This window comes from Avibacterium endocarditidis, assembly GCF_965138825.1.
Taxonomy (GTDB): domain Bacteria; phylum Pseudomonadota; class Gammaproteobacteria; order Enterobacterales; family Pasteurellaceae; genus Avibacterium; species Avibacterium endocarditidis.
This window is the reverse complement of sequence record NZ_CBCSDH010000015.1, coordinates 14,241-36,290: the sequence shown is the minus strand read 5'-3', so window position 1 is coordinate 36,290 and position 22,050 is coordinate 14,241. Positions and strand designations below refer to the sequence as shown.

Genomic DNA, 22,050 nt, shown 5'->3' with positions numbered 1-22,050 from the left:
AATGAGTACTAGTGCAATTATTATGATGGCCGTTGCCTTGGTTATTATTTGGGGCGGATTACTTTTCTCCATCAAAAATCTGCCAAAAGATAAATAAAAACTCGCGGGAAAAATACCGCACTTTATAAAATCAAACAGCCACCTGTGAGTGGCTGTTTTTTTTATTAATATTATTGATCTTCTGCTAAATGAGCTGTTATTCCTAACCCAAGTGCGGTGCTTTTTTCTTGACTTTTTAAGATTAAAATCCATACATAAAAAAGGGATAAATAACCATACAAAAATTATACCTATTAAATCTATAGAATTTGCCAATGAAATTTTTTGATTTCTATCAACATTCCTTTCTTAATAATTGTTAATACTGTGCGAGATGTTTCCTAACTTACTATTCTATAAAGGAGAATCTTATGAAACCTCAATCGTGGTTATTTACATTTATTGGCGCAAGTGTCGCCGCTTACCTAGGGACGGTGGCATATATCCACCACTTTGATAAACAAGAAACACAACGCCGTTTGCAAGAAAGCCAAATTACTGATCCGCAGCAACGTGTCGTTGAAACCCTGCTATATAATAATGGCTGTCAATATTGCCATAGTAACAATGCGAATATGCCATTTTATGCCAAATTGCCTATCGCTAGCAGTTTAATGGAAAAAGATATTCAGCAAGGACAAGCTCATTTTTTGCTGGATAATATCACGGATTATCTCAACCAACCGCAACGCATTTCCGCAGCAGATTTAGCGAAACTTGAAAGTGTTATTCAAAATAACGAAATGCCTATTCATTCTTTCAAAATGGTGCATTGGGGATCAGGTTTAAACGATCAAGAGAAAGCAACCTTGCTTGATTGGATTCATAAAGTTCGCCAAGAATATCAACTTCCTGCAAATACCTCTGGCACATCGGCTGAACGTTTTGTACAACCTGTTCCGCAAAGTTTACCCGTTAATCCTGCCAAGGTTGATTTAGGTAACACGCTTTATCACAGCACTGCATTATCAGGCGATGGCACTATTGCTTGTGCCAGTTGCCACGGTTTGAACACAGGCGGAGTGGATAATCTTGCCACTTCTACTGGAATTAAAGGGCAGAAAGGAGGCATTAATGCGCCGACTGTCTATAATGCGGCTTTCAACTTTGCTCAATTCTGGGACGGTCGTGCTGCTAACCTAGCAGAACAAGCCGGTGGACCACCGTTAAATCCTGTAGAAATGGGAGCAGAAAATTGGCAACAAATTGTTGATAACCTCAATAAAGATGAATCACTTAAACAAGCCTTTGAAAAAATCTATCCCGAAGGTTTTAATGAAAAAACTATTACAGATGCCATTGCTGAATTTGAGAAAACCTTAATTACCCCAAATAGTCCTTTCGATCGCTATTTGCAAGGTGATGAAAATGCCTTAACTGCAGCACAGAAAAATGGTTATGCGTTATTTCACCAATATAAATGTGATACTTGCCATACTGGTGTTAATTTAGGTGGTCAATCTTATGAATTAATGGGTTTGAAAGCAGATTATTTTGCTGATCGCAATAAACCATTAACCGAAGCCGATGATGGTCGCTTTGCACAAACGAAAAATCCTTATGATAAACATCGTTTTAAAGTGCCAACATTGCGTAATGTTGCACTTACCGCCCCATATTTCCACGATGCAAATGCACAAGATTTAACCCAAGCAGTGGAAATGATGTTGAAATATCAAAGTGGTGTAAGTTTATCAAAAGAACAAGTTAGCGATATTGTTGATTTCTTATATAGCCTAACAGGAGAATACCAAGGCAAACCATTAACAAACGATAATATGAAAGAACAACCTTCTGCTAACTAGCCAAATGCAAAAATGGGCAATTATATTCTGCCCATTTATCCCTTTCCCCCAATAAAAAAGCCACTGACATTTTCGTAAGTGGCTTTTCTTCATTGAAGATATTAAATATCTAGGTTTGCACGTAGCGCATTAGATTCAATAAACTCACGGCGTGGTTCAACTTCATCACCCATTAAGGTGGTGAAGAGCTGATCTGCTGCCACGGCGTCTTTAATAGTAACTTGCAACATTGTGCGCGTTTCAGGATCCATTGTGGTTTCCCAAAGCTGATCTGGGTTCATTTCACCTAACCCTTTATAACGTTGAACCATTAAACCGCGGCGCGATTCTTTCACCAGCCATTCTACTGCTTGCTCGAAAGAACTCACTGGGTGCTGGCGTTCGCCACGCGCGACATAAGCATCTGGCTCAAGTAAGCCGTTTAATTGTGAACCTAATTTTACAATGCGCGCATAATCATTGCCGTTGGCAAATTGGAAGCCGAGTACATATTCCGTATCCACGCCGTGAGTACGCACGGTGAGTACCACTTCGTGCAAATGGCGTTCGCTGTTGAAATGCAATTTATAGCTGTAATGATTACCGCTACTTTCTTTTTCTGTTAAGGTTTCCACCAAAGATTTTGCCCAAGATTCCACCGCACTTTCATTTTGCATCAGTTCGGTGGTTAATTCAGGTTGATAAATCAAGGTTTTCAACACTGCTTCTGGATAATGGCGACTTAAACGCGCGATCATTTTTTGTACGCCGTTATATTCAGCCACCAATTTTTCCAAGGCGACACCGCTCATTGGTGGCGCATCTTTTGTTGTGTAAAGTGCAGCGCCGTCCAAAGCCAAATTAAGCTCATATTGCGCCATTGCTTCATCGTCTTTGATATATTCTTCGTGTTTACCTTTTTTCACTTTATAAAGCGGTGGTTGCGCAATATAAATATGCCCACGCTCAATGAGTTCTGGCATTTGACGATAGAAGAAGGTGAGCAATAAGGTGCTAATGTGCGCGCCGTCCACGTCCGCATCGGTCATAATGATAATGCTGTGATAACGCAATTTATCTGGGTTATATTCATCACGTCCAATGCCGCAGCCAAGTGCGGTGATTAATGTGCCAACTTCTTGCGAAGAAAGCATTTTGTCAAAACGAGCTTTTTCTACGTTTAGGATTTTCCCTTTTAATGGCAAAATCGCTTGGTTTTTACGATTGCGCCCTTGTTTGGCTGAACCGCCCGCAGAATCCCCCTCCACAAGGTAGAGTTCAGATAACGCAGGATCGCGCTCTTGGCAGTCGGCTAATTTACCTGGAAGCCCAGCAATATCTAATGCCCCTTTACGGCGTGTCATTTCACGGGCTTTGCGCGCTGCTTCACGGGCGCGTGCAGCGTCAATGATTTTGCTCGCAATCATTTTGGCGTCATTTGGATTTTCTTCCAAATATTCTTGCAAACGCTCATTCATTGCCGATTCCACCGCACCTTTCACTTCAGAAGAAACCAATTTATCTTTGGTTTGTGATGAGAATTTTGGATCAGGCACTTTCACTGAAATAATCGCCACCAACCCTTCACGCGCATCATCGCCTGAAGTTTCTACTTTATCGTTCTTGCCTTTTTTATTCAGCCCCGATTTTTCCATATAAGCATTTAAGGTACGCGTTAAGGCAGCACGGAAGCCCGCTAAATGCGTTCCTCCATCACGTTGTGGAATATTATTGGTGAAGCAATGAATATTCTCAGATTGATAGCCTTCGTTCCATTGCAACGCCACTTCAATGCCAATGCCATCACGTTCAGTAGAAAAATAGAACGGTTTTTGGTGAATAGGATTTTTGTTTTTGTTGAGATATTCCACGAATGCTTGAATACCCCCTTCATAATGGAAGTGATCGCGTTTGTCTGTGCGTTCATCAATTAAATTAATGGATACGCCAGAGTTCAAGAAAGAAAGCTCACGCAGACGTTTTGCTAAAATATCGTATTCAAATTCAATATTGGTGAAAATGCTTGGGCTTGGCCAAAAACGCACGGTAGTTCCTGTTTGGCTGGTTTCGCCAATAATGGTTAATGGCGCTTGCGGATCACCTAAATTATAAAATTGTTCGTGAACGTGGCCTTGACGGCGAATAGTGAGCTGTAGCTTATCGGATAAGGCATTCACCACCGACACGCCCACGCCGTGCAAACCACCAGACACCTTATAAGAGTTATCATCAAATTTACCGCCTGCGTGCAATACGGTCATAATCACTTCCGCTGCAGAAACCCCTTCTTCAGGGTGAATGTCCACCGGAATACCACGTCCGTCATCTTGCACTGAAACGGAATTATCAGAATGAATAATCACGTTAATGTCCGAGCAATAACCTGCAAGCGCTTCGTCAATGGCGTTATCCACCACTTCAAAAACCATATGATGTAACCCTGTTCCGTCATCGGTATCACCAATGTACATACCGGGGCGTTTACGCACTGCATCAAGGCCTTTTAATACTTTGATACTACTTGCACCATAATTTTCTGGGACATTATTCGACATAACAATTCTCTGTTTTTATTGATAAAAAATTGGGCGGATTATAGCAAATTTTTGCGCTTTTGGCTAATTTCGCAAAAATCTCAAATAGGCTATGAGAAGAGAAATAACAAATTGAAAAATAATGAAAAAAAGCACCGCACTTTGATCTGCGGTAATTGGCGTTAAAAACCCATTAGGCGGAAAATTTCCACCTAGATGGGCATAAAGCAACTAAAAATTCAATTAAGCATCAATTAAACGGTAAAGTGCGGTGTCTTTTCTGTCTAAATAATGCACCGATTGAATACGGCGAATGGTGCGTGAACGGCCACGAATGAGCAAGGTTTCTGTGGTAGCAAGATTGCCACGGCGGTGAATACCTTTGAGTAAATCACCATTGGTAATTCCTGTGGCGGAGAAAACAAGATTATCATCACGCACTAAATCTTCTAATTTCAGCACTTGGTTCACTTCAATGCCCATTTCTTGGCAACGGCGGATTTCATCAGCGGCAATAGATTGATTTTCTGGCGAGCTGCCTTTGACTTGATGACGTGGAATTAAACGCGCCTGCATTTCCCCCCCTAAAGCACGAATGGCTGCGGCAGCCACCACCCCTTCAGGCGCACCGCCAATGCCATAGAGCATATCTGCACCACCATCAGGCAAACAACATAAAATTGACGCGGCCACATCGCCATCGGGAATGGCTAAGACTTTCACGCCTAGCTGCTGCATTTTTTTGATCACTTCCGCATGGCGCGGCTTATCTAAGGTGATCACCGTTAATTGAGAAAGCAATTTACCCATTTTTGATGCCACACGGCGCAAGTTTTGTTCCAGTGGTAAGTTTAGGTCGATCATTCCTTTGGCTTCAGGGCCAACCACCAATTTTTCCATATACATATCAGGCGCGCGTAAAAAGGTGTCTTTTCCCCCTGCGGCTAACACGGAAAGAGCATTCGGTTGCCCCATTGCGGTCATTCTTGTGCCTTCAATGGGATCAACAGCAATAGATACTTCTTCGCCAGCCCCTGTACCAATTTTTTCTCCAATATAGAGCATTGGCGCTTCATCAATTTCGCCTTCACCAATCACCACTTCGCCACGCATTTCAATTTGATTTAACATCAATCGCATCGCTTGCACCGCCGCATCATCGGCAGCATTTTTATCTCCACGCCCCAACCAAGCAAAACCAGCAAGTGCCGCGGCTTCAGTAACTCGAGAAAATTCAATGGCTAATGCTCTATTCATTTTTTTGATCCTTTGGTTGTTTGAAAATCGGCGTATTCTATCACTTTCGCAAACGATTGCGTTATAAAAAGATAAAATTTTTTGCGAAATCAATAAACTCAGGTAGAATAAGCATACATCTATGTTCATTAACCATTTTTTAAAAGGAATCCACTATGTCGTTAGAAATTTTAGACCAACTTGAAGCAAAAATTAAACAAGCGGTTGAAACCATTGAATTACTTCAATTAGAAGTTGAAGAATTAAAAGAAAAAAATAGCCAAGCGCAACAACAAAATGAATCATTACGCAATGAGAATGAACAGCTTAAGAGCGAACATCAAAACTGGCAAGAACGTTTACGCTCTTTATTAGGTCGTATTGATAACGTTTAATTTTCAAAATAAAAATAAAGGCTTAGGTGATTATCTAAGCCTTATTTTTTAGGAGTAAAAATGACTAAAAAAGTATGTTTAATAACAGGCAGCACCCTCGGCGGTGCAGAATATGTGGCTGAACATTTACAACAAGTGCTAGAAACTCAGCAAATTTCCACCGCACTTTTGCACGGGCCTGATTTTGCTGAAGTGGCTGATGAAAATCTTTGGCTAATTGTTACTTCCACCCACGGTGCTGGCGAATTGCCTGATAATCTTAAACCTTTATTTGATGAAATTAGCGCACAAAAACCAGATTTATCTCATTTGCGCTTTGCGGTGATCGGGTTAGGAAATTCCGATTATGATACCTTCTGCAATGCGGTGAACATTGTGCAAGAATGTTTAACCCAACAAAGTGCGGTGCAAATTTGCGATCCTTTAAAAATTGATGTCCTTGCAGTGGACGATCAAGAACAGTATGCCGAAAATTGGATCCCGACTTTTTTATCTCATCTTTAATCTTCAGATCTGATGATCATCTCATCAGATCGCCATACTCGCTTTTAATGATCCCTTATCTACCACCCTGTGGATAACTTAGTAAAAACTTGTCTAAATATTGTATTTATTCTGTAAATAAAAATAATAAAAAGCTTCATTGTGGATAACCTTCACTTTTACTCACAACATATACAGCTAGATCAATAGGTGATCTAAACAACCTAAAAAAGGATCTAACCCCTTTATTTTTAAGCGAAAATTAGCCTTATACACAAGGATCAGCGATCCTAATAATTATCATAATAAGATCTTTATATATAAAAAGAGATCTTATATTAATAAGGCAAAGATCTTCTTTCTGATCCTTTGATCGAGCGAACAAAATTCACTGGATCTTCAATCTTCGATTTAAGCTACGATCAATTTGATGTAGAATACGCGGTTACTTTTATGAAGATCAAATTTATCACGCAATTAAGGTTATTATGTTTTATACGGAAAGTTATGATGTGATTGTGATTGGTGGTGGACACGCAGGTACAGAAGCAGCTCTTGCGCCAGCACGAATGGGATTAAAAACATTATTATTAACGCACAATGTGGATACATTAGGGCAAATGTCTTGCAACCCAGCCATTGGTGGCATTGGTAAGGGGCATTTAGTTAAAGAAATTGATGCAATGGGTGGTTTAATGGCCACTGCGGCGGATCAAGCAGGTATTCAATTTCGTACTTTAAATAGCAGTAAAGGCCCTGCCGTACGTGCTACGCGCGCGCAAGCGGATCGCGTGTTATACCGCCAAGCGGTAAGGATCGCTCTTGAAAATCAACCGAATTTAGATATTTTCCAACAAGAAGTGACGGATATTTTGATCGAACAAGATCGCGTTGCAGGTGTGGAAACCAAAATGGGATTAAAGTTTCGAGCTAAATCGGTGATCTTAACCGCTGGGACGTTTTTATCGGGTAAGATCCATATTGGTATGGAAAATTATGCCGGTGGGCGTGCAGGCGATCCTGCATCAGTGAGTCTAGCTCATCGCCTGCGCGATCTGAATTTGCGCGTGGATCGTTTAAAAACAGGTACCCCACCGCGTATTGATGCGAGAACCATTAATTTTGATGTGTTAGCAAAACAACACGGCGATGAAAAATTACCGGTTTTTTCTTTTATGGGATCGGTGGATCAGCACCCACGCCAAATTCCTTGCTATATCACCCATACCAACGAGCAAACCCACGAATTGATCCGTAATAATTTGGATCGTAGTCCGATGTATGCCGGCGTGATTGAAGGGATTGGGCCGCGTTATTGTCCTTCCATTGAAGATAAAGTAATGCGCTTTGCTGAACGTAATTCGCACCAAATTTACCTTGAGCCTGAAGGTTTAACGTCCAATGAAGTTTATCCAAATGGTATTTCTACGAGTTTGCCATTTGATGTGCAAATGGGCATCGTCAATTCAATGAAAGGATTGGAAAATGCTCGCATTATCAAACCGGGTTATGCCATTGAGTATGATTATTTTGATCCCCGTGATTTAAAACCTACCTTAGAAACCAAAGCCATTAAAGGTTTATTTTTTGCTGGCCAAATTAATGGTACGACAGGTTATGAAGAAGCTGCGGCGCAAGGATTATTGGCTGGAATTAATGCGGGGCTTTATGTACAAGACAAAGACAGCTGGTATCCACATCGTGATCAAGCTTATATTGGTGTGTTGGTGGACGATCTTTGTACTTTAGGCACCAAAGAACCTTATCGCGTGTTTACCTCCCGTGCGGAATACCGTTTATTGCTGCGTGAAGATAATGCGGATATTCGTTTAACTCCAACGGCGCATAAACTGGGCTTAATTGATGAAAAACGTTGGGCGCGGTTTAATCAAAAAATGGAAAATATTGAATTAGAGCGCCAGCGTTTGCGTAGCATTTGGTTGCATCCGCGTTCTGAATATTTGGCTGAAGCTAATGAATTGCTGAATAGCCCATTAACCCGTGAGGCAAGTGGCGAAGATTTATTACGCCGCCCAGAAGTGAATTATCAATCTCTGACTCAATTAACCCCATTTGCGCCTGCGATTGAAGATAAAGAAGCAGCAGAACAAGTGGAAATTGCGATTAAATATCAAGGTTATATTGAACATCAGCAAGAAGAAATAGCACGCCAAAAACGTTATGAGAATACCGAAATTCCGGATAATTTTGATTATGATGCGGTATCTGGGCTATCTAATGAAGTGCGGTCAAAATTAATGCAACATCGTCCAACCTCAATTGGGCAAGCAAGTCGTATTTCTGGCGTAACACCTGCGGCCATTTCCATTTTATTGGTGAATCTGAAAAAACAAGGTATGTTAAAGCGTGGTGAATAATGGCTAACATTGAACAACTCAAAGAAAAATTAAATTTTCTGCTAAAAAGCACCGCACTTTCTGTGAGCGATCAGCAAAAAGATCAGCTCGTTAAGCTTGTGGTGTTGTTGGATAAATGGAATAAGGCTTACAACCTCACTTCTGTGCGTGATCCGCAGGAAATGCTAGTGAAACATATTATGGATAGCCTTGTTGTCAGTCCTTACTTACAAGGTGATCGTTTTATTGATGTGGGAACAGGGCCAGGCTTACCTGGCTTACCTTTAGCCATTATTAATCCAGATAAAACCTTTGTGTTGTTAGATAGTTTAGGCAAACGCATTAGCTTTATCCGTAATGCCTTGCGTGAGCTTGGCATTACCAACGTGATTCCTGTATTAAGCCGAGTTGAAGATTATCAGCCTGAAGAGTTATTTGATGGCGTATTAAGCCGCGCTTTTGCATCATTAAAAGATATGACCGACTGGTGTCAGCACTTGGTTGATGAAAATGGCACTTTTTATGCCCTAAAAGGACAATATCATCAAGAGGAAGTGGAGCAATTATCAGCCGATTTTATGATAAAAAATGTGATCAACTTAACAGTTCCAGAATTAATTGGCGAAAGAAACCTTGTTTTGTTAAATAAAGGTTAAAATTTTTTGAACCTTTTTTGAATTTATAATAAAATAAACAAGTTATTCTATAGTCTATTTATTGCTATCTAATCCATTTTGAGTATAATTAATAGGCTATTTTAAGTTAGGTTCGTTTGATTTTTAAACAAAGTGACAAATGTCTGCAATCATAAAACAAGTTAAAAAGAAATATCAGGTTGCATTGAGCATAGAATTGCTCGTTTTTATTGTCATTTTTGCAATATTAAGCGCATCGCAATCCGTAAGTGCGGTGTCTTTTTTACTCGGATCATTAGCGATTTTTGTTCCGCATTGTTTATTTGTTTTTCTGGTGTTTTTTATAAAGCAGAAAAACAATCATAAATTAACCACATTTTATCGAGGTGGGGCAATAAAATTTATATGTACGATCATTTTTATCGTATTAGCATTCAAATTTTTTGCTGAAATGAATTATATTGCTTTCTTTGCTGGTTATATTTTAGGGTTATTACTAAATAACCTGATGCCTTTAATGGTAAGTAAATTTTTTAGAATTTAGTTTAAATTTCAAGGGATTAACTATGTCTGACCTTACAACCGCAGGGTATATTCAACACCATTTAGAATTTCTTAAAACAGGGGATTCTTTCTGGCACGTTCACTTAGATACGCTTTTCTTTTCAGCAGTATCGGCCATTATTTTCCTTTTCGTTTTCTATAAAGTGGGTAAAAAAGCCACTTCTGGCGTACCAGGCAAATTGCAATGCTTTGTAGAAATGATCGTAGAATGGGTTGATGGCGTGGTAAAAGAAAATTTTCACGGGCCACGCAATGTTATTGCACCATTAGGGCTAACCATTTTCTGCTGGGTGTTCATTATGAATGCCATCGATTTAATCCCTGTGGATTTCTTACCGCAAGTGGCAAATCTATTCGGTGTTCATTATTTAAGAGCGGTTCCAACGGCAGATATTAGTGCTACCCTTGGTATGGCTATTTGTGTCTTCTTCCTCATTATTTTCTATACCATCAAGTCTAAAGGATTGAGTGGTTTTGTTAAAGAATATACGCTCCACCCTTTCAATCACTGGGCTTTCATTCCAGTAAACTTAATTCTTGAATCTGTAACCTTGCTTGCTAAACCTATTTCATTAGGTTTCCGTTTGTTCGGGAATATGTACGCAGGTGAGCTTATCTTTATTTTGATTGCGGTAATGTATAGTGCCAATATGGCGATTGCTTCACTCGGCATTCCATTACATCTTGCTTGGGCGATTTTCCATATTTTGGTTATCACCTTACAAGCGTTTATCTTTATGATGCTAACGATTGTTTATTTAAGTATCGCTTATAACAAAGCGGAACATTAAAAACAAAACTATTTAACGATTTTTATTAACTAACCCAGCCAATTAGGCTGACTTTCTTAAATCTAACGGAGAAAACTATGGAAACTGTAATTACAGCTACGATTATTGGTGCATCAATCCTACTTGCTTTCGCAGCATTAGGTACAGCAATTGGCTTTGCTATTTTAGGCGGCAAATTCTTAGAATCTTCTGCGCGTCAGCCTGAATTAGCAAGTAGCTTACAAACTAAAATGTTTATCGTTGCTGGTCTTTTAGATGCTATCGCAATGATTGCAGTAGGTATTTCGTTACTTTTCATTTTCGCAAACCCATTCATCGGATTATTACAATAATTGTCAGCGTTGTTTGTACAACCAAGCTTTACCCTAAACGGGTAACATTGATGACATTATTGAGGAGGGCGTTGTGAACTTAAATGCAACATTAATTGGTCAGCTTATTGCATTCGCACTATTTGTGTGGTTTTGTATGAAATATGTTTGGCCACCAATTATTAAAGCAATTGAAGAGCGTCAAAGCTCAATTGCTAATGCTTTAGCTGCAGCAGAAGTCGCACGAAAAGAGCAAGCTGAAACCAAAACATTGGTGGAGCAAGAAATTAATCAAGCGAAACTTCAAGCACAAGAAATTGTGGATTTAGCGAATAAACGTCGCAATGAAATCCTAGAAGAAGTGAAAGCTGAAGCGGAAGCATTAAAAGCAAGAATTATTGAACAAGGCCACGCTGAGATTGAGACAGAGCGTAAACGTGTTCAAGAAGAATTACGAGCGAAAGTAGCCTCTTTAGCGGTTGCAGGTGCTGAGAAAATTGTGGGTCGCACGGTTGATGAAGCGGCAAACAATGACATTATTGAAAAATTAGTTGCAGAACTATAAGAAGGTTGGGCTTATGTCAGAATTAACTACCATAGCTCGCCCTTATGCAAAAGCAGCATTTGATTTTGCTATCGAGCAACAAGCACAAAACAAAAGTGCGGTGGAAAAATGGGCAGAAATGCTAAATTTTGCTTCTCAAGTTGTTGAAAATAAAGAGATGCAAGATTTCCTAACAGGTGATTTATCTGCCAGCAAAGTTGCTGATACGGTGATTTCAATTTGTGGCGACCAACTTGATCAATATGGGCAAAATTTGATTCGGTTAATGGCTGAAAATAAGCGTTTAACTGTACTTCCAGCGGTATTTGCACTGTTCCAACATTATGTGAGTGAACACCAAGCGATTGCAGATGTGGAAGTCATCTCAGCTCAACCATTAAGTGCAGAGCAACAAGCTAAAATTGCAGCCGCAATGGAAAAGAAACTTGCTCGTAAAGTTAAATTAAATTGCAGCGTAGATAATGCACTGATTGCTGGTGTTATTATTCGTACAGATGATTTTGTCATTGACGGAAGTAGCCGTGGGCAACTGGCTCGTCTTGCAAATGAGTTGCAATTATAAGAGGAATAAAAGATGCAACTAAATTCGACTGAAATTAGTGAATTAATTAAAAAACGCATTGCCGAATTTAACGTGGTAAGCGAACCGCGCAACACAGGAACCATTGTTTCTGTGAGCGATGGGGTTATTCGTATCCACGGTTTAAGCGATGTAATGCAAGGGGAAATGATTGCATTACCCGACAATCGTTATGCAATGGCACTTAACCTAGAGCGTGATTCGGTGGGTGCGGTTGTAATGGGGCCTTATACTGATCTTTCTGAAGGTATGGAAGTTCAATGTACAGGACGTATTCTTGAAGTGCCAGTAGGCCGTGGTTTATTAGGTCGCGTGGTGAATACCCTTGGTCAGCCAATTGATGGTAAAGGCGAAATTGAAAACGATGGTTATGCGCCTGTTGAAGTTATCGCACCAGGGGTTATCGATCGTAAATCTGTTGATCAGCCTGTTCAAACTGGTTATAAAGCGGTGGACTCAATGGTGCCAATCGGTCGTGGTCAGCGTGAGTTAATTATCGGTGACCGTCAAACAGGTAAAACAGCATTAGCTATTGATGCCATCATCAACCAAAAAGATTCTGGCATTAAATGTATCTATGTGGCGATTGGTCAAAAAGCATCAACCATTGCTAACGTAGTGCGTAAATTAGAAGAACACGGCGCATTAAAAAATACCATCGTAGTTGTGGCATCTGCATCAGAATCTGCTGCGTTACAATATTTAGCGCCTTATGCAGGTTGTACAATGGGTGAATATTTCCGTGATCGCGGTGAAGATGCACTCATCGTTTATGATGATTTATCTAAACAAGCGGTTGCTTATCGTCAAATTTCATTGTTATTACGCCGTCCACCAGGTCGTGAAGCTTTCCCTGGTGATGTATTCTATTTACACTCTCGCTTACTTGAGCGTGCTTCTCGTGTTAATGCAGAATATGTTGAACGTTTCACACAAGGTAAAGTAACAGGTAAAACAGGTTCTTTAACTGCATTACCAATTATTGAAACCCAAGCAGGTGACGTATCAGCTTTCGTACCAACCAACGTAATTTCCATTACCGATGGTCAGATTTTCTTAGAATCTAATCTCTTTAACTCAGGTATTCGTCCTGCGGTAAACCCAGGTATTTCGGTATCTCGTGTGGGTGGTGCAGCACAAACTAAAGTCATCAAAAAATTAGCGGGTGGTATTCGTACCGCACTTGCGCAATATCGTGAATTAGCAGCATTCGCACAATTTGCTTCAGATCTTGATGATGCAACACGCAAACAACTTTCTCACGGTCAGAAAGTAACGGAATTATTGAAACAAAAACAATATTCTCCATTAAGCGTGGCGCAACAAGCATTAGTACTATTTGCCGTTGAATTTGGTTATTTAGAAGATGTTGAATTAGATCGTATCGCTTCTTTTGAATCTGCCCTTTTAGAATATGCAGCACATAACTATGCTGATTTTATGGACGGATTAACCAAAACTGGCGATTACAATGATGAAATCAAAGCAACATTGCAAGCGATTTTAGACAATTTCAAAGCAAACAGTGCTTGGTAATTCACATTAACGGAGAACATCAATGGCAGGTGCAAAAGAGATAAGAACCAAAATTTCCAGTGTTCAAAGTACGCAAAAAATTACTAAGGCAATGGAAATGGTTGCAGCATCGAAAATGCGTAAAACGCAGGATCGAATGTCATCTTCACGCCCGTATGCTCAAGCCATACGCCGCGTGATTAGCCACGTGTCAAAAGCCAGTATTGGTTACAAACATCCGTTTTTAGTGGAACGAGAAGTAAAAAAAGTAGGTATCCTACTTGTTTCAACAGATCGTGGATTATGTGGCGGTTTAAATATCAACTTATTTAAGACCGCACTTCAAGAAATCAAAGGTTGGAAAGAAAAACAAGTGGAAGTTTCACTGGGTTTAATCGGTGCGAAAGGTATCGGTTTTTTCCAATCTCTTGGCTTGAATATTACTGCACAAAATTCAGGAATGGGCGATACGCCTTCTGTTGAAGAATTAATTGGTACGGCAAATCAAATGTTTGATGCTTATAGAGAAGGCAAATTAGATGCGATCTACATTGCTTACAATAAGTTCATCAACACAATGTCGCAAAAATCTACTTTAGAAAAACTTGTTCCTTTGCCTGAATTAGATAATGATGATTTAGGTAAAAGCGCACAATCTTGGGACTACATTTACGAACCTGATCCAAAAGTGTTGTTAGATAGTTTATTGGTTCGTTATTTAGAATCTCAAGTGTATCAAGCGGTAGTTGAAAATTTGGCTTCTGAGCAAGCGGCACGAATGGTGGCGATGAAAGCGGCAACTGATAATGCAGGAAACTTAATTAAAGACTTGCAATTAGTTTACAACAAAGCTCGCCAAACAAGTATTACAAATGAATTAAATGAAATTGTTGCTGGTGCAGCGGCAATTTAAGTAAAGAGGATCGATAATGGCAACTGGAAAAATTGTACAAATCATCGGTGCGGTTATTGACGTTGAATTTCCACAAGATGCAGTACCAAAAGTATATGATGCCTTAAACGTTGAAACAGGCTTAGTGCTTGAAGTTCAACAGCAATTAGGCGGTGGAATCGTACGTTGTATCGCAATGGGTTCATCAGATGGTTTAAAACGTGGTTTATCCGTGTCTAACACTGGCAAACCAATTTCCGTTCCAGTGGGAACAAAAACCCTAGGACGTATTATGAACGTACTGGGTGAACCAATTGACGAACAAGGCCCAATTGGTGCAGAAGAAACTTGGTCAATTCACCGACCAGCACCAAGCTATGAAGATCAAGCAAACAGCACAGAATTGCTTGAAACAGGGATCAAAGTTATCGACTTAATCTGCCCATTTGCAAAAGGGGGTAAAGTTGGTTTATTCGGTGGTGCGGGTGTAGGTAAAACCGTAAATATGATGGAATTAATCCGTAATATTGCGATCGAACACTCAGGTTACTCCGTATTTGCAGGGGTAGGTGAACGTACCCGTGAAGGTAACGACTTCTACCATGAAATGACGGAATCTAACGTATTAGACAAAGTATCCCTTGTTTACGGACAAATGAACGAGCCACCAGGTAACCGTCTGCGTGTTGCATTAACCGGTTTAACTATGGCGGAAAAATTCCGTGATGAAGGTCGTGATGTATTATTCTTCGTGGATAATATTTATCGTTACACCCTAGCAGGGACAGAAGTATCCGCATTATTAGGTCGTATGCCATCTGCGGTAGGTTACCAACCAACCCTAGCAGAAGAAATGGGGGCATTACAAGAGCGTATCACCTCTACCAAAACAGGTTCTATCACCTCCGTACAAGCGGTTTATGTACCTGCCGATGACTTAACTGACCCATCGCCAGCAACGACCTTTGCGCACTTAGACTCAACGGTAGTATTAAGCCGTCAAATTGCGTCATTAGGTATTTACCCAGCGGTAGATCCCCTTGATTCAACTTCTCGCCAATTAGACCCATTAGTGGTTGGCCAAGAGCATTATGATGTAGCACGTGGCGTACAGGGTATCTTACAACGCTATAAAGAATTGAAAGACATCATCGCGATTCTTGGTATGGACGAGCTTTCTGAAGAAGATAAACTTGTGGTAGCGCGTGCGCGTAAAATCGAACGTTTCTTATCACAACCGTTCTTCGTTGCAGAAGTGTTCACTGGCTCACCGGGTAAATATGTTTCATTAAAAGAGACTATTCGCGGTTTCAAAGGTATTTTAGAAGGTGAATATGACCATATCCCAGAACAAGCGTTCTATATGGTTGGTTCTATTGATGAAGTGCTAGAAAAAGCCAAAAATATGTAATCACTTCAAGCCTGATTAAACACTTGAAGGAGAATCACAATGGCAACATTAAATTTAACGGTTGTAAGTGCAGAAGAAAGCATTTTTACTGGTCAAGTAAAAAGTATTCAAGCCACAGGGATTGAAGGGGAGCTTGGTATCTTACCGGGCCACACCCCATTATTAACGGCAATCAAACCGGGTATCGTCAAATTGACCTTAGAAAATGGCAATGAAGAAGTTATCTACGTTTCAGGTGGCTTTTTAGAAGTTCAACCCAATGTCGTTACTGTCCTAGCGGATGTCGCAATTCGTGGTAAAGAGCTTGATGGTGATCGCATTTTAGAAGCGAAACGCCAGGCAGAACAAAATATCGTAGCCAACGCAAAAGACGCCAACTACGAAATGCTCGCCGCGAAACTCTCTAAAGAGCTTGCTAAACTACGCGCTTACGAACTGACAGAAAAATTAGTCAAAAACAAACGCTAATTTTACCGCACTTTCTTTACTGTATTTAAAAAACCACCTTCGGGTGGTTTTTCTTTCCTTAGCTAAATAATCTAAAAAATATTTTGGGCTGTATTAGATAAGGCCTAAATTCCACACTAAAATAGCAGTGTTTTTAGCTGTTCTTTTAGTGTACCAAAGTTAAACTGAAACTCACATTCTTTCAAGAATAACGGAAAGGATTTCTTATCAATTATGTTATATTTTCTGATCTCTCTTTAGCCTGATTACAGAAATTTTCAATCCCATTAATGTGATTTTTTGATTCGGAAAAATGGGTTGAATGATTAATTCTGAAATGATTAGATTCGCTCACATCTAGTATATTGTAACTGCGATAATAATCGGTGTAAACAATACTATCAGGCATAATTTTCCTATTTAATAATAGGGAGTAAGGAGTTATCTTGGTATTTTCAACGACAACGGTATAGACTTTTCCATCTCGTTTTAACATACCAAAAACGGCAGTACCCTTCGCACCTCGCCCCCCGTTTTATTTTTTACCATAAAAATAGTTTTCATCTAGTTCAATTTCACATGCAAAAATGTCATTGGAATCTTGAGCCAAATGGGGTAGCTAATCACCTCCTTGATTTTACAATGAGTTATCTTCATTTTTATAGACTAACATAACTGCTAATCTAATACAGCCCTAAAATTAATCTACCCTAATGTGACTTTGAACAGGTTTTATGTTATGATAAACTAAGTAAGTTTAATAGTTTCACTTTCTTATCATGTATGACTGAACGCTTTAAACATAAAGTTATTGCATATCACAGTTTTGAGTTCAGAAGAGAAAAGTAGAGAGTTAATTACTTAAAATTATATAAAATATGAGTTTAATTTTTACTGTTTACCATACTTGTCATTTAGAGGGATCGTTAATTTCTATATTTGAGAATTCACCGTACAGGTGTATTACCACAACTCCACAATGGTTAGGAAATGGATATTACTTTTGGACTGATAGTGAATTCTTTGCTCATAAATGGGGATTACTAAAAGATAAATATCCTAAAGGATATGCTATTACTGAGTATTTGGTTGATATTCCTAAGGATTCATTTTTAGATCTAGTTGGTAATGTGAAAGATCAACTTTTTTTTGTGAAACAAATACAAATATATGCTGAACGAATGGGGAGAGAGTTAGGTTCTAAATCAGATGCTAGAAATATTCCTATATCTAAGGTTTTAGATCACTTTCGCGTAATATCTAAAGATGATCAACATAAATTTAGATACGATGCAGTAAAAGCTATGGACTATAGTAGCACAGATACTTATTTATATAAATTTACAGAAGAAAAAAAACAAAAAGAGTTAATTCCAATACCTTCTAGACAACAACTATTTTTGAATGATCTACGTTTCCTAAAAAATAAAAAACTATTTTGTGCGAAAAGAATAGAAGTTGGAAAGTATAAAAGTATTTTTATAAGTAATAAAGAACAATTCATCTTTAATTATAAAGGTAACTAAAATGAATGATAAATACAATGCGTTACAAAATACTACTGATTGGATTGTTAACTCATCATCAGAAGAATTTATGTCAACATTCAAAACTCTAAATGATAACTACTCAGGAATGACGATTGGTGAGTTTATTGATTATTTCATTGAACAGTCAGAAAGTAATTGTGTTGAGTATGATATTATTACTACTGAAAACTTCATTTTCGGGTTAGAAGAGCTGATGGTAGATAAACAATATGAATGGCGAAATATTTTTTTTCCAGAAAAAGCTTATGTAGGTAATATAGAGTTTGTTGATATTAGAAATATAAAACTAATTGATAGAGAACAGGAATGTACTGATTTATATGATGCAGCAAATGATAATATTTATGATTATTCTTTAGCTGCATAATTTAAGAAAAGAGGTAATAAATGTTTAACAAACCAATTTCCTTACAGTTAAAACACTTTAATGTTCAAGAATTGTATTTAACTAAAATAAAAGATGAATTAAACCAAAATGAAAATGGTTTTTCATTAGGCGTTGCTATTGGTATTCTTGATGAAATTGATGATTTACAAAATGCACAACATTTTGCTGTGACATTTAAATCTGAATTTCAGATTAAAGAAGGGTTTATATTAAAAGTTGAATATCAATCAATTTTTGAAACTGATACTCCTATTGATGAGGAAGTAAAGAAAAGTAAGTTTCTTACGGTAAATGCTCCAGCTATTGCTTTTCCATTCTTTAGAGCATTTATAGCTACATTTTTAACTAATTCAGGTTTTGAACCAATAATACTACCATCCATTAATTTTATGAAGTTAAGTGAACAAAATGGGTAGTTATTTTTATATCTAAAGGGATTCTAATAAGGAACTTGACAAGCTGTATTTAATACAAATTTGTAAGGCATAGCTTTCCAGTAAATTATGCAACTAGCCAAAATGTAACTTTATTCAACCATCAATCAGCACACATTAATAGGTGCGTAGCGAATATTTAGGTAGCGGAAAAATTCATTTGATGAATCTCTCTTGTTTTAATATTTACGATTTACCTTATTAAAAAAATGATCCTTTCATAAATTCCTTATGAGTAATGGTATTTGAGACGTAAACGCTTTGAGTCGATTTGGATTTTCTGATGGCTGGTCTTTTGTGTCTAGCGTTTAGCAAATCTTGAATACCTTTTTCACTTAACTGAAGAAGCTTTTCATCTTTTAAAAGCTCATCGTTTGGGGAATCTCGATAATACCTATAATGTCAGCTGTTGGCATTGTGGCATCCGCTACGAAGCCTATTTTCTTCCTTCTAGCAAGTAATGGCAGTGCAAACATTGCCAGAATCGTTTTTCGAACAAAAGTGGAACGATTTTTCAGAACGCCAAACTTTCCCTAAAAAAAGTTATTGGAAGCCATTTACTGTTTTGTGATTAAAAGTAAGGGTATTTCTTCTATTGAGTTTTCATACTTCCTTAACGTGCAATATAAGACCTTGTTGGCGTTGTTGTATAAACTTCGTGAAGCGATTGAAAAGACACAAGATATTAGTAAAAATATCGTTCTATAGATGGTATCACGAAGAACCTTGTGGAATTCTTCTTTTTACCAGATTCAGACGAATGATTATGGGTTTTTATCATAAGATGGGAATAACTATATATTGCACTACACCCATGAAGCCACATGTTGTGAGATACAAATAAAGGCAAATTCGACAACGTACTAAAACGTTGCTTGAACACTAAACCATCACGTGATTTAGCAGACTACTGGCAGAGAAATAAGAAAAGCTTACAAAATTTGGATTGGAAAGTTTGTGTTTAGAAGCATCAAACGATAACCAGTATTTAGCTGTTGCCTAAATAATTCAAAAAAACACAAGGAATTCCAATGGAAACAATGACACACTTGTCACTCAACGTGGATTTAAAAAAGATGGACTACGAGTCTTTCAAAACCTTTATGCGTGAACTGGCTCAGAGGTATTCGAATGTCAAAGATTATGCTTACTTACTGTTCTTTCTCAATTTAGGACAGTTAGTAAAAGTCGTTAGTACTTTACCTCGTCACTCACTTGTCTTTTATGGTGCGTATGAAATTGCTGATAACCAAGCTATCGTTGCCATCTTTGGAATACAATTTACTTATGAAATGTTTGAAACGGAGGGCGGCATACCGTATCAAATGATCTGTATTATCTGTGTAGTGTTGCCTGAGATAAAGTTTATCTACATTGCCCGACCATCTCACTCAACCTGAATATGCTGCACTTTTTGAACAAGCTTATCCTACAATGATGGAGTAAATGCTATTAAGGACATAGAGATAAACTCTCTAGAAGAAAATGGAAAAATAAACGCAAGAGTATAGAATACGCAATAGAAAAATAATGCCCTTATAAAAATAAGGGCTTTTTTATGTGAATTTAGTCAATTTTCAGACTTTGTGAAGATGCTACATAATACAGAAATTTTCCACCGCACTTATATTTTAATGAATTACTTCACTTCAGCCAAAATTCTGGTGAGTAATTGCCAGTAGGTTTGTACGGCGGGGATATGCACTTTTTCATCAGGGGAATGAGCATTGATAATAGTTGGGCCGATAGAAACTACGTCTAAATTAGGGTAGATTTTTTTCAGCAAGCCACATTCTAACCCTGCGTGAATCACTTTTATTTCAGGTTGATGGCCTAAAATCTCCGCGTAAATTTGGCTGGTTAAGGCTAAGATTTTGCTGTCTGGGTGAGGTTCCCAACCTGGGTAATTGCCAGCGAAATTGACGCTTGCGCCACAAAGTGCGGTCAAAGATTTCAGCATTTCTTGCACATAATATTTGCCGCTTTCAATTAATGAGCGAATTAAAATTGTGGCGTTCACTTGGTTGTCTGAGGTTTTTAGCACGCCTAAACTGAGTGAGGTTTCCACTACATTTTCTACTGCATCACTGTAACGAATCACGCCGTTTGGTAAGGCATTAAATAGGTTGATTACGTTATTTTGTGAATGGCTATCAAAAATATGTGCTGGTTTTTCAACAGGTTGTAAGAACAAGCTCAGATTGGGTTCGGCAATGGCTAATTCTGTTTTTAATAAAACTTCAAAATTTTCCACCGCACTTTGTAATGGGGCAACATCACCGTCAATAGATAGGGTAATAAAGGCTTCACGGGGAATGGCATTGCGAACAGAACCACCATTGATTTGGCTGATGGCAAATTCAATGTGCGAATAATGTTGATTGAGATGAGCAAGGAAACGCACAAGGGTTTTGATCGCATTCACACGTCCCGTATGAATATCCACGCCAGAATGTCCGCCTCTCAAGCCTTTTAACACGAGCTGATAGCTGTTCGCGTAAGGGTTGGCGATTTGTTGTACAGGAATGGTTAAATCGGCATTGATGCCACCCGCACAGCCAATATAAATTTCGCCGTTTTCTTCGGTGTCGGTGTTGATCATTAGCTGGCTTTTCAACCAATTTGGACGCAAACCAATCGCCCCTTCCATTCCTTGCTCTTCGGTCATTGTGAGCAACACTTCTAACTCTGGGTGAGCAAGATTTTCATCTTCTAATGCGGCAAGGGCAGAAGCCAAGCCGATACCGTTATCCGCCCCTAAGGTTGTGCCTTTGGCAGTTACCCATTCGCCCTCAATATAGGGTTGGATTGGGTCGGTTTGGAAATTGTGTGGCGTGTCTTCATTCGCCTGAGGTACCATATCAAGGTGAGCTTGTAGCACCACTGACGGGCGGTTTTCCATTCCCTTCGTGGCTGGTTTGCGGATTAAAATATTGCCGACTTCATCACGTTCGACAAAAAACTGTTTTTCTTTCGCCCAATTTACGATGAAATTAGCCAGTGCTTCTTCGTGATAAGAGGGGTGAGGAATGGCACAAATTTGATCGAACCATTTCCACAACAAGGTAGGTTGAAGTTGTTGGATTTCAGACATAGTTTTTTCCTCAAATGAAAAAAATTCATCAAAATAATAGCATAA

The 22,050-nt window shown here is 38.8% G+C and carries 22 protein-coding genes and 1 pseudogene; 19 read left to right on the top strand and 4 right to left on the bottom strand.

The window, feature by feature from the left end; genetic code table 11:
• Position 1 precedes the first annotated feature (1 nt).
• Positions 2-97: a methionine/alanine import family NSS transporter small subunit gene (locus ACNAV8_RS09060; RefSeq protein ID WP_103854320.1), complete on the top strand. Its 96-nt coding sequence runs from the start codon at positions 2-4 to the stop codon at positions 95-97.
• 313 nt (positions 98-410) lie between these two features.
• A complete protein-coding gene (locus ACNAV8_RS09055) occupies positions 411-1,844 on the top strand; it encodes a cytochrome-c peroxidase (protein WP_415777601.1) in 1,434 nt (477 codons plus the stop codon).
• 101 nt (positions 1,845-1,945) lie between these two features.
• On the opposite strand, the gene gyrB is transcribed toward ACNAV8_RS09055, so the two are convergent.
• Positions 1,946-4,378: a DNA topoisomerase (ATP-hydrolyzing) subunit B gene (gene gyrB, locus ACNAV8_RS09050; protein ID WP_415777600.1), complete on the bottom strand. Its 2,433-nt coding sequence runs from the start codon at positions 4,376-4,378 to the stop codon at positions 1,946-1,948.
• A gap of 222 nt (positions 4,379-4,600) precedes the next feature.
• Entirely contained in the window at positions 4,601-5,614 is a 1,014-nt protein-coding gene (glpX, locus tag ACNAV8_RS09045) for a class II fructose-bisphosphatase (protein WP_103855677.1), read from the bottom strand.
• A gap of 155 nt (positions 5,615-5,769) precedes the next feature.
• On the opposite strand from glpX, the gene ACNAV8_RS09040 reads away from it, so the two are divergent.
• The 13 genes from ACNAV8_RS09040 (at position 5,770) to ACNAV8_RS08980 (ending at position 16,560) form a co-directional block, all read left to right on the top strand.
• Positions 5,770-5,988 carry a cell division protein ZapB gene (locus ACNAV8_RS09040; protein ID WP_103854316.1) on the top strand — a complete coding sequence of 73 codons (219 nt, stop codon included), beginning with the start codon at positions 5,770-5,772 and terminating at the stop codon, positions 5,986-5,988.
• A 60-nt stretch (positions 5,989-6,048) separates the two neighbouring features.
• A complete protein-coding gene (gene mioC / locus ACNAV8_RS09035; protein ID WP_103855676.1) occupies positions 6,049-6,492 on the top strand; it encodes an FMN-binding protein MioC in 444 nt (147 codons plus the stop codon).
• 467 nt (positions 6,493-6,959) lie between these two features.
• On the top strand, positions 6,960-8,849 hold the full coding sequence (gene mnmG, locus ACNAV8_RS09030) for a tRNA uridine-5-carboxymethylaminomethyl(34) synthesis enzyme MnmG (protein WP_415777599.1): 1,890 nt from the start codon (positions 6,960-6,962) through the stop codon (positions 8,847-8,849).
• The gene (rsmG, locus tag ACNAV8_RS09025) at positions 8,849-9,484 is read left to right on the top strand and encodes a 16S rRNA (guanine(527)-N(7))-methyltransferase RsmG (protein WP_415777598.1); all 636 of its coding nucleotides are present in this window, start codon (positions 8,849-8,851) and stop codon (positions 9,482-9,484) included. The genes mnmG and rsmG overlap by 1 nt, the downstream gene beginning before the upstream one ends.
• 139 nt (positions 9,485-9,623) lie before the next feature.
• Positions 9,624-10,007, top strand: coding sequence for an ATP synthase subunit I (locus ACNAV8_RS09020; protein WP_103855673.1), 384 nt, complete (start codon positions 9,624-9,626; stop codon positions 10,005-10,007).
• Positions 10,008-10,029: 22 nt separating this feature from the next.
• Positions 10,030-10,818 carry a F0F1 ATP synthase subunit A gene (gene atpB, locus ACNAV8_RS09015; RefSeq protein ID WP_103855672.1) on the top strand — a complete coding sequence of 263 codons (789 nt, stop codon included), beginning with the start codon at positions 10,030-10,032 and terminating at the stop codon, positions 10,816-10,818.
• A 77-nt stretch (positions 10,819-10,895) separates the two neighbouring features.
• Complete coding sequence (atpE, locus tag ACNAV8_RS09010; RefSeq protein ID WP_005539567.1) at positions 10,896-11,150, top strand: F0F1 ATP synthase subunit C; 255 nt, start codon at positions 10,896-10,898, stop codon at positions 11,148-11,150.
• A gap of 73 nt (positions 11,151-11,223) precedes the next feature.
• Positions 11,224-11,694 (top strand): F0F1 ATP synthase subunit B, encoded by a 471-nt coding sequence (atpF, locus tag ACNAV8_RS09005; RefSeq protein WP_017806727.1) that lies wholly within the window; start codon positions 11,224-11,226, stop codon positions 11,692-11,694.
• 13 nt (positions 11,695-11,707) lie between these two features.
• Positions 11,708-12,256 (top strand): F0F1 ATP synthase subunit delta, encoded by a 549-nt coding sequence (atpH, locus tag ACNAV8_RS09000; RefSeq protein WP_035688891.1) that lies wholly within the window; start codon positions 11,708-11,710, stop codon positions 12,254-12,256.
• A 12-nt stretch (positions 12,257-12,268) separates the two neighbouring features.
• Entirely contained in the window at positions 12,269-13,810 is a 1,542-nt protein-coding gene (gene atpA, locus ACNAV8_RS08995) for a F0F1 ATP synthase subunit alpha (RefSeq protein ID WP_103855670.1), read from the top strand.
• A gap of 22 nt (positions 13,811-13,832) precedes the next feature.
• Positions 13,833-14,702 (top strand): F0F1 ATP synthase subunit gamma, encoded by an 870-nt coding sequence (atpG, locus tag ACNAV8_RS08990; RefSeq protein ID WP_415777597.1) that lies wholly within the window; start codon positions 13,833-13,835, stop codon positions 14,700-14,702.
• 16 nt (positions 14,703-14,718) lie between these two features.
• Complete coding sequence (atpD, locus tag ACNAV8_RS08985; RefSeq protein WP_103855669.1) at positions 14,719-16,092, top strand: F0F1 ATP synthase subunit beta; 1,374 nt, start codon at positions 14,719-14,721, stop codon at positions 16,090-16,092.
• 39 nt (positions 16,093-16,131) lie between these two features.
• A complete protein-coding gene (locus tag ACNAV8_RS08980) occupies positions 16,132-16,560 on the top strand; it encodes a F0F1 ATP synthase subunit epsilon (RefSeq protein ID WP_103855668.1) in 429 nt (142 codons plus the stop codon).
• Positions 16,561-16,676: 116 nt separating this feature from the next.
• Here ACNAV8_RS08980 and ACNAV8_RS08975 read toward each other — a convergent pair.
• A pseudogene (locus ACNAV8_RS08975) lies at positions 16,677-17,155 on the bottom strand (IS1595 family transposase); the annotation flags it as partial.
• 262 nt (positions 17,156-17,417) lie between these two features.
• Here ACNAV8_RS08975 and ACNAV8_RS08970 point away from each other — a divergent pair.
• From ACNAV8_RS08970 to ACNAV8_RS08955, 4 genes are all read left to right on the top strand, one after another.
• A complete protein-coding gene (locus ACNAV8_RS08970) occupies positions 17,418-18,065 on the top strand; it encodes a hypothetical protein (RefSeq protein ID WP_415777596.1) in 648 nt (215 codons plus the stop codon).
• Between the two features lies 1 nt (position 18,066).
• Positions 18,067-18,456 (top strand): hypothetical protein, encoded by a 390-nt coding sequence (locus ACNAV8_RS08965; protein ID WP_415777595.1) that lies wholly within the window; start codon positions 18,067-18,069, stop codon positions 18,454-18,456.
• A 20-nt stretch (positions 18,457-18,476) separates the two neighbouring features.
• Positions 18,477-18,893 carry a protein-export chaperone SecB gene (locus tag ACNAV8_RS08960; RefSeq protein ID WP_103855620.1) on the top strand — a complete coding sequence of 139 codons (417 nt, stop codon included), beginning with the start codon at positions 18,477-18,479 and terminating at the stop codon, positions 18,891-18,893.
• Between the two features lie 1,049 nt (positions 18,894-19,942).
• Positions 19,943-20,311, top strand: coding sequence for a hypothetical protein (locus ACNAV8_RS08955; RefSeq protein ID WP_415777594.1), 369 nt, complete (start codon positions 19,943-19,945; stop codon positions 20,309-20,311).
• Between the two features lie 239 nt (positions 20,312-20,550).
• On the opposite strand, the gene ACNAV8_RS08950 is transcribed toward ACNAV8_RS08955, so the two are convergent.
• Positions 20,551-22,005, bottom strand: coding sequence for an aminoacyl-histidine dipeptidase (locus ACNAV8_RS08950; RefSeq protein ID WP_103855619.1), 1,455 nt, complete (start codon positions 22,003-22,005; stop codon positions 20,551-20,553).
• Positions 22,006-22,050 lie beyond the last annotated feature (45 nt).

Coding starts and splice junctions, on each gene's coding strand:
- ACNAV8_RS09060 (WP_103854320.1), top strand. CDS start 2: ATGAGTACTAGTGCAATTATTATGATGGCCGTTGCCTTGGTTATTATT.
- ACNAV8_RS09055 (WP_415777601.1), top strand. CDS start 411: ATGAAACCTCAATCGTGGTTATTTACATTTATTGGCGCAAGTGTCGCC.
- gyrB (WP_415777600.1), bottom strand. CDS start 4,378: ATGTCGAATAATGTCCCAGAAAATTATGGTGCAAGTAGTATCAAAGTA.
- glpX (WP_103855677.1), bottom strand. CDS start 5,614: ATGAATAGAGCATTAGCCATTGAATTTTCTCGAGTTACTGAAGCCGCG.
- ACNAV8_RS09040 (WP_103854316.1), top strand. CDS start 5,770: ATGTCGTTAGAAATTTTAGACCAACTTGAAGCAAAAATTAAACAAGCG.
- mioC (WP_103855676.1), top strand. CDS start 6,049: ATGACTAAAAAAGTATGTTTAATAACAGGCAGCACCCTCGGCGGTGCA.
- mnmG (WP_415777599.1), top strand. CDS start 6,960: ATGTTTTATACGGAAAGTTATGATGTGATTGTGATTGGTGGTGGACAC.
- rsmG (WP_415777598.1), top strand. CDS start 8,849: ATGGCTAACATTGAACAACTCAAAGAAAAATTAAATTTTCTGCTAAAA.
- ACNAV8_RS09020 (WP_103855673.1), top strand. CDS start 9,624: ATGTCTGCAATCATAAAACAAGTTAAAAAGAAATATCAGGTTGCATTG.
- atpB (WP_103855672.1), top strand. CDS start 10,030: ATGTCTGACCTTACAACCGCAGGGTATATTCAACACCATTTAGAATTT.
- atpE (WP_005539567.1), top strand. CDS start 10,896: ATGGAAACTGTAATTACAGCTACGATTATTGGTGCATCAATCCTACTT.
- atpH (WP_035688891.1), top strand. CDS start 11,708: ATGTCAGAATTAACTACCATAGCTCGCCCTTATGCAAAAGCAGCATTT.
- atpA (WP_103855670.1), top strand. CDS start 12,269: ATGCAACTAAATTCGACTGAAATTAGTGAATTAATTAAAAAACGCATT.
- atpG (WP_415777597.1), top strand. CDS start 13,833: ATGGCAGGTGCAAAAGAGATAAGAACCAAAATTTCCAGTGTTCAAAGT.
- atpD (WP_103855669.1), top strand. CDS start 14,719: ATGGCAACTGGAAAAATTGTACAAATCATCGGTGCGGTTATTGACGTT.
- ACNAV8_RS08980 (WP_103855668.1), top strand. CDS start 16,132: ATGGCAACATTAAATTTAACGGTTGTAAGTGCAGAAGAAAGCATTTTT.
- ACNAV8_RS08970 (WP_415777596.1), top strand. CDS start 17,418: ATGAGTTTAATTTTTACTGTTTACCATACTTGTCATTTAGAGGGATCG.
- ACNAV8_RS08965 (WP_415777595.1), top strand. CDS start 18,067: ATGAATGATAAATACAATGCGTTACAAAATACTACTGATTGGATTGTT.
- ACNAV8_RS08960 (WP_103855620.1), top strand. CDS start 18,477: ATGTTTAACAAACCAATTTCCTTACAGTTAAAACACTTTAATGTTCAA.
- ACNAV8_RS08955 (WP_415777594.1), top strand. CDS start 19,943: ATGGAAACAATGACACACTTGTCACTCAACGTGGATTTAAAAAAGATG.
- ACNAV8_RS08950 (WP_103855619.1), bottom strand. CDS start 22,005: ATGTCTGAAATCCAACAACTTCAACCTACCTTGTTGTGGAAATGGTTC.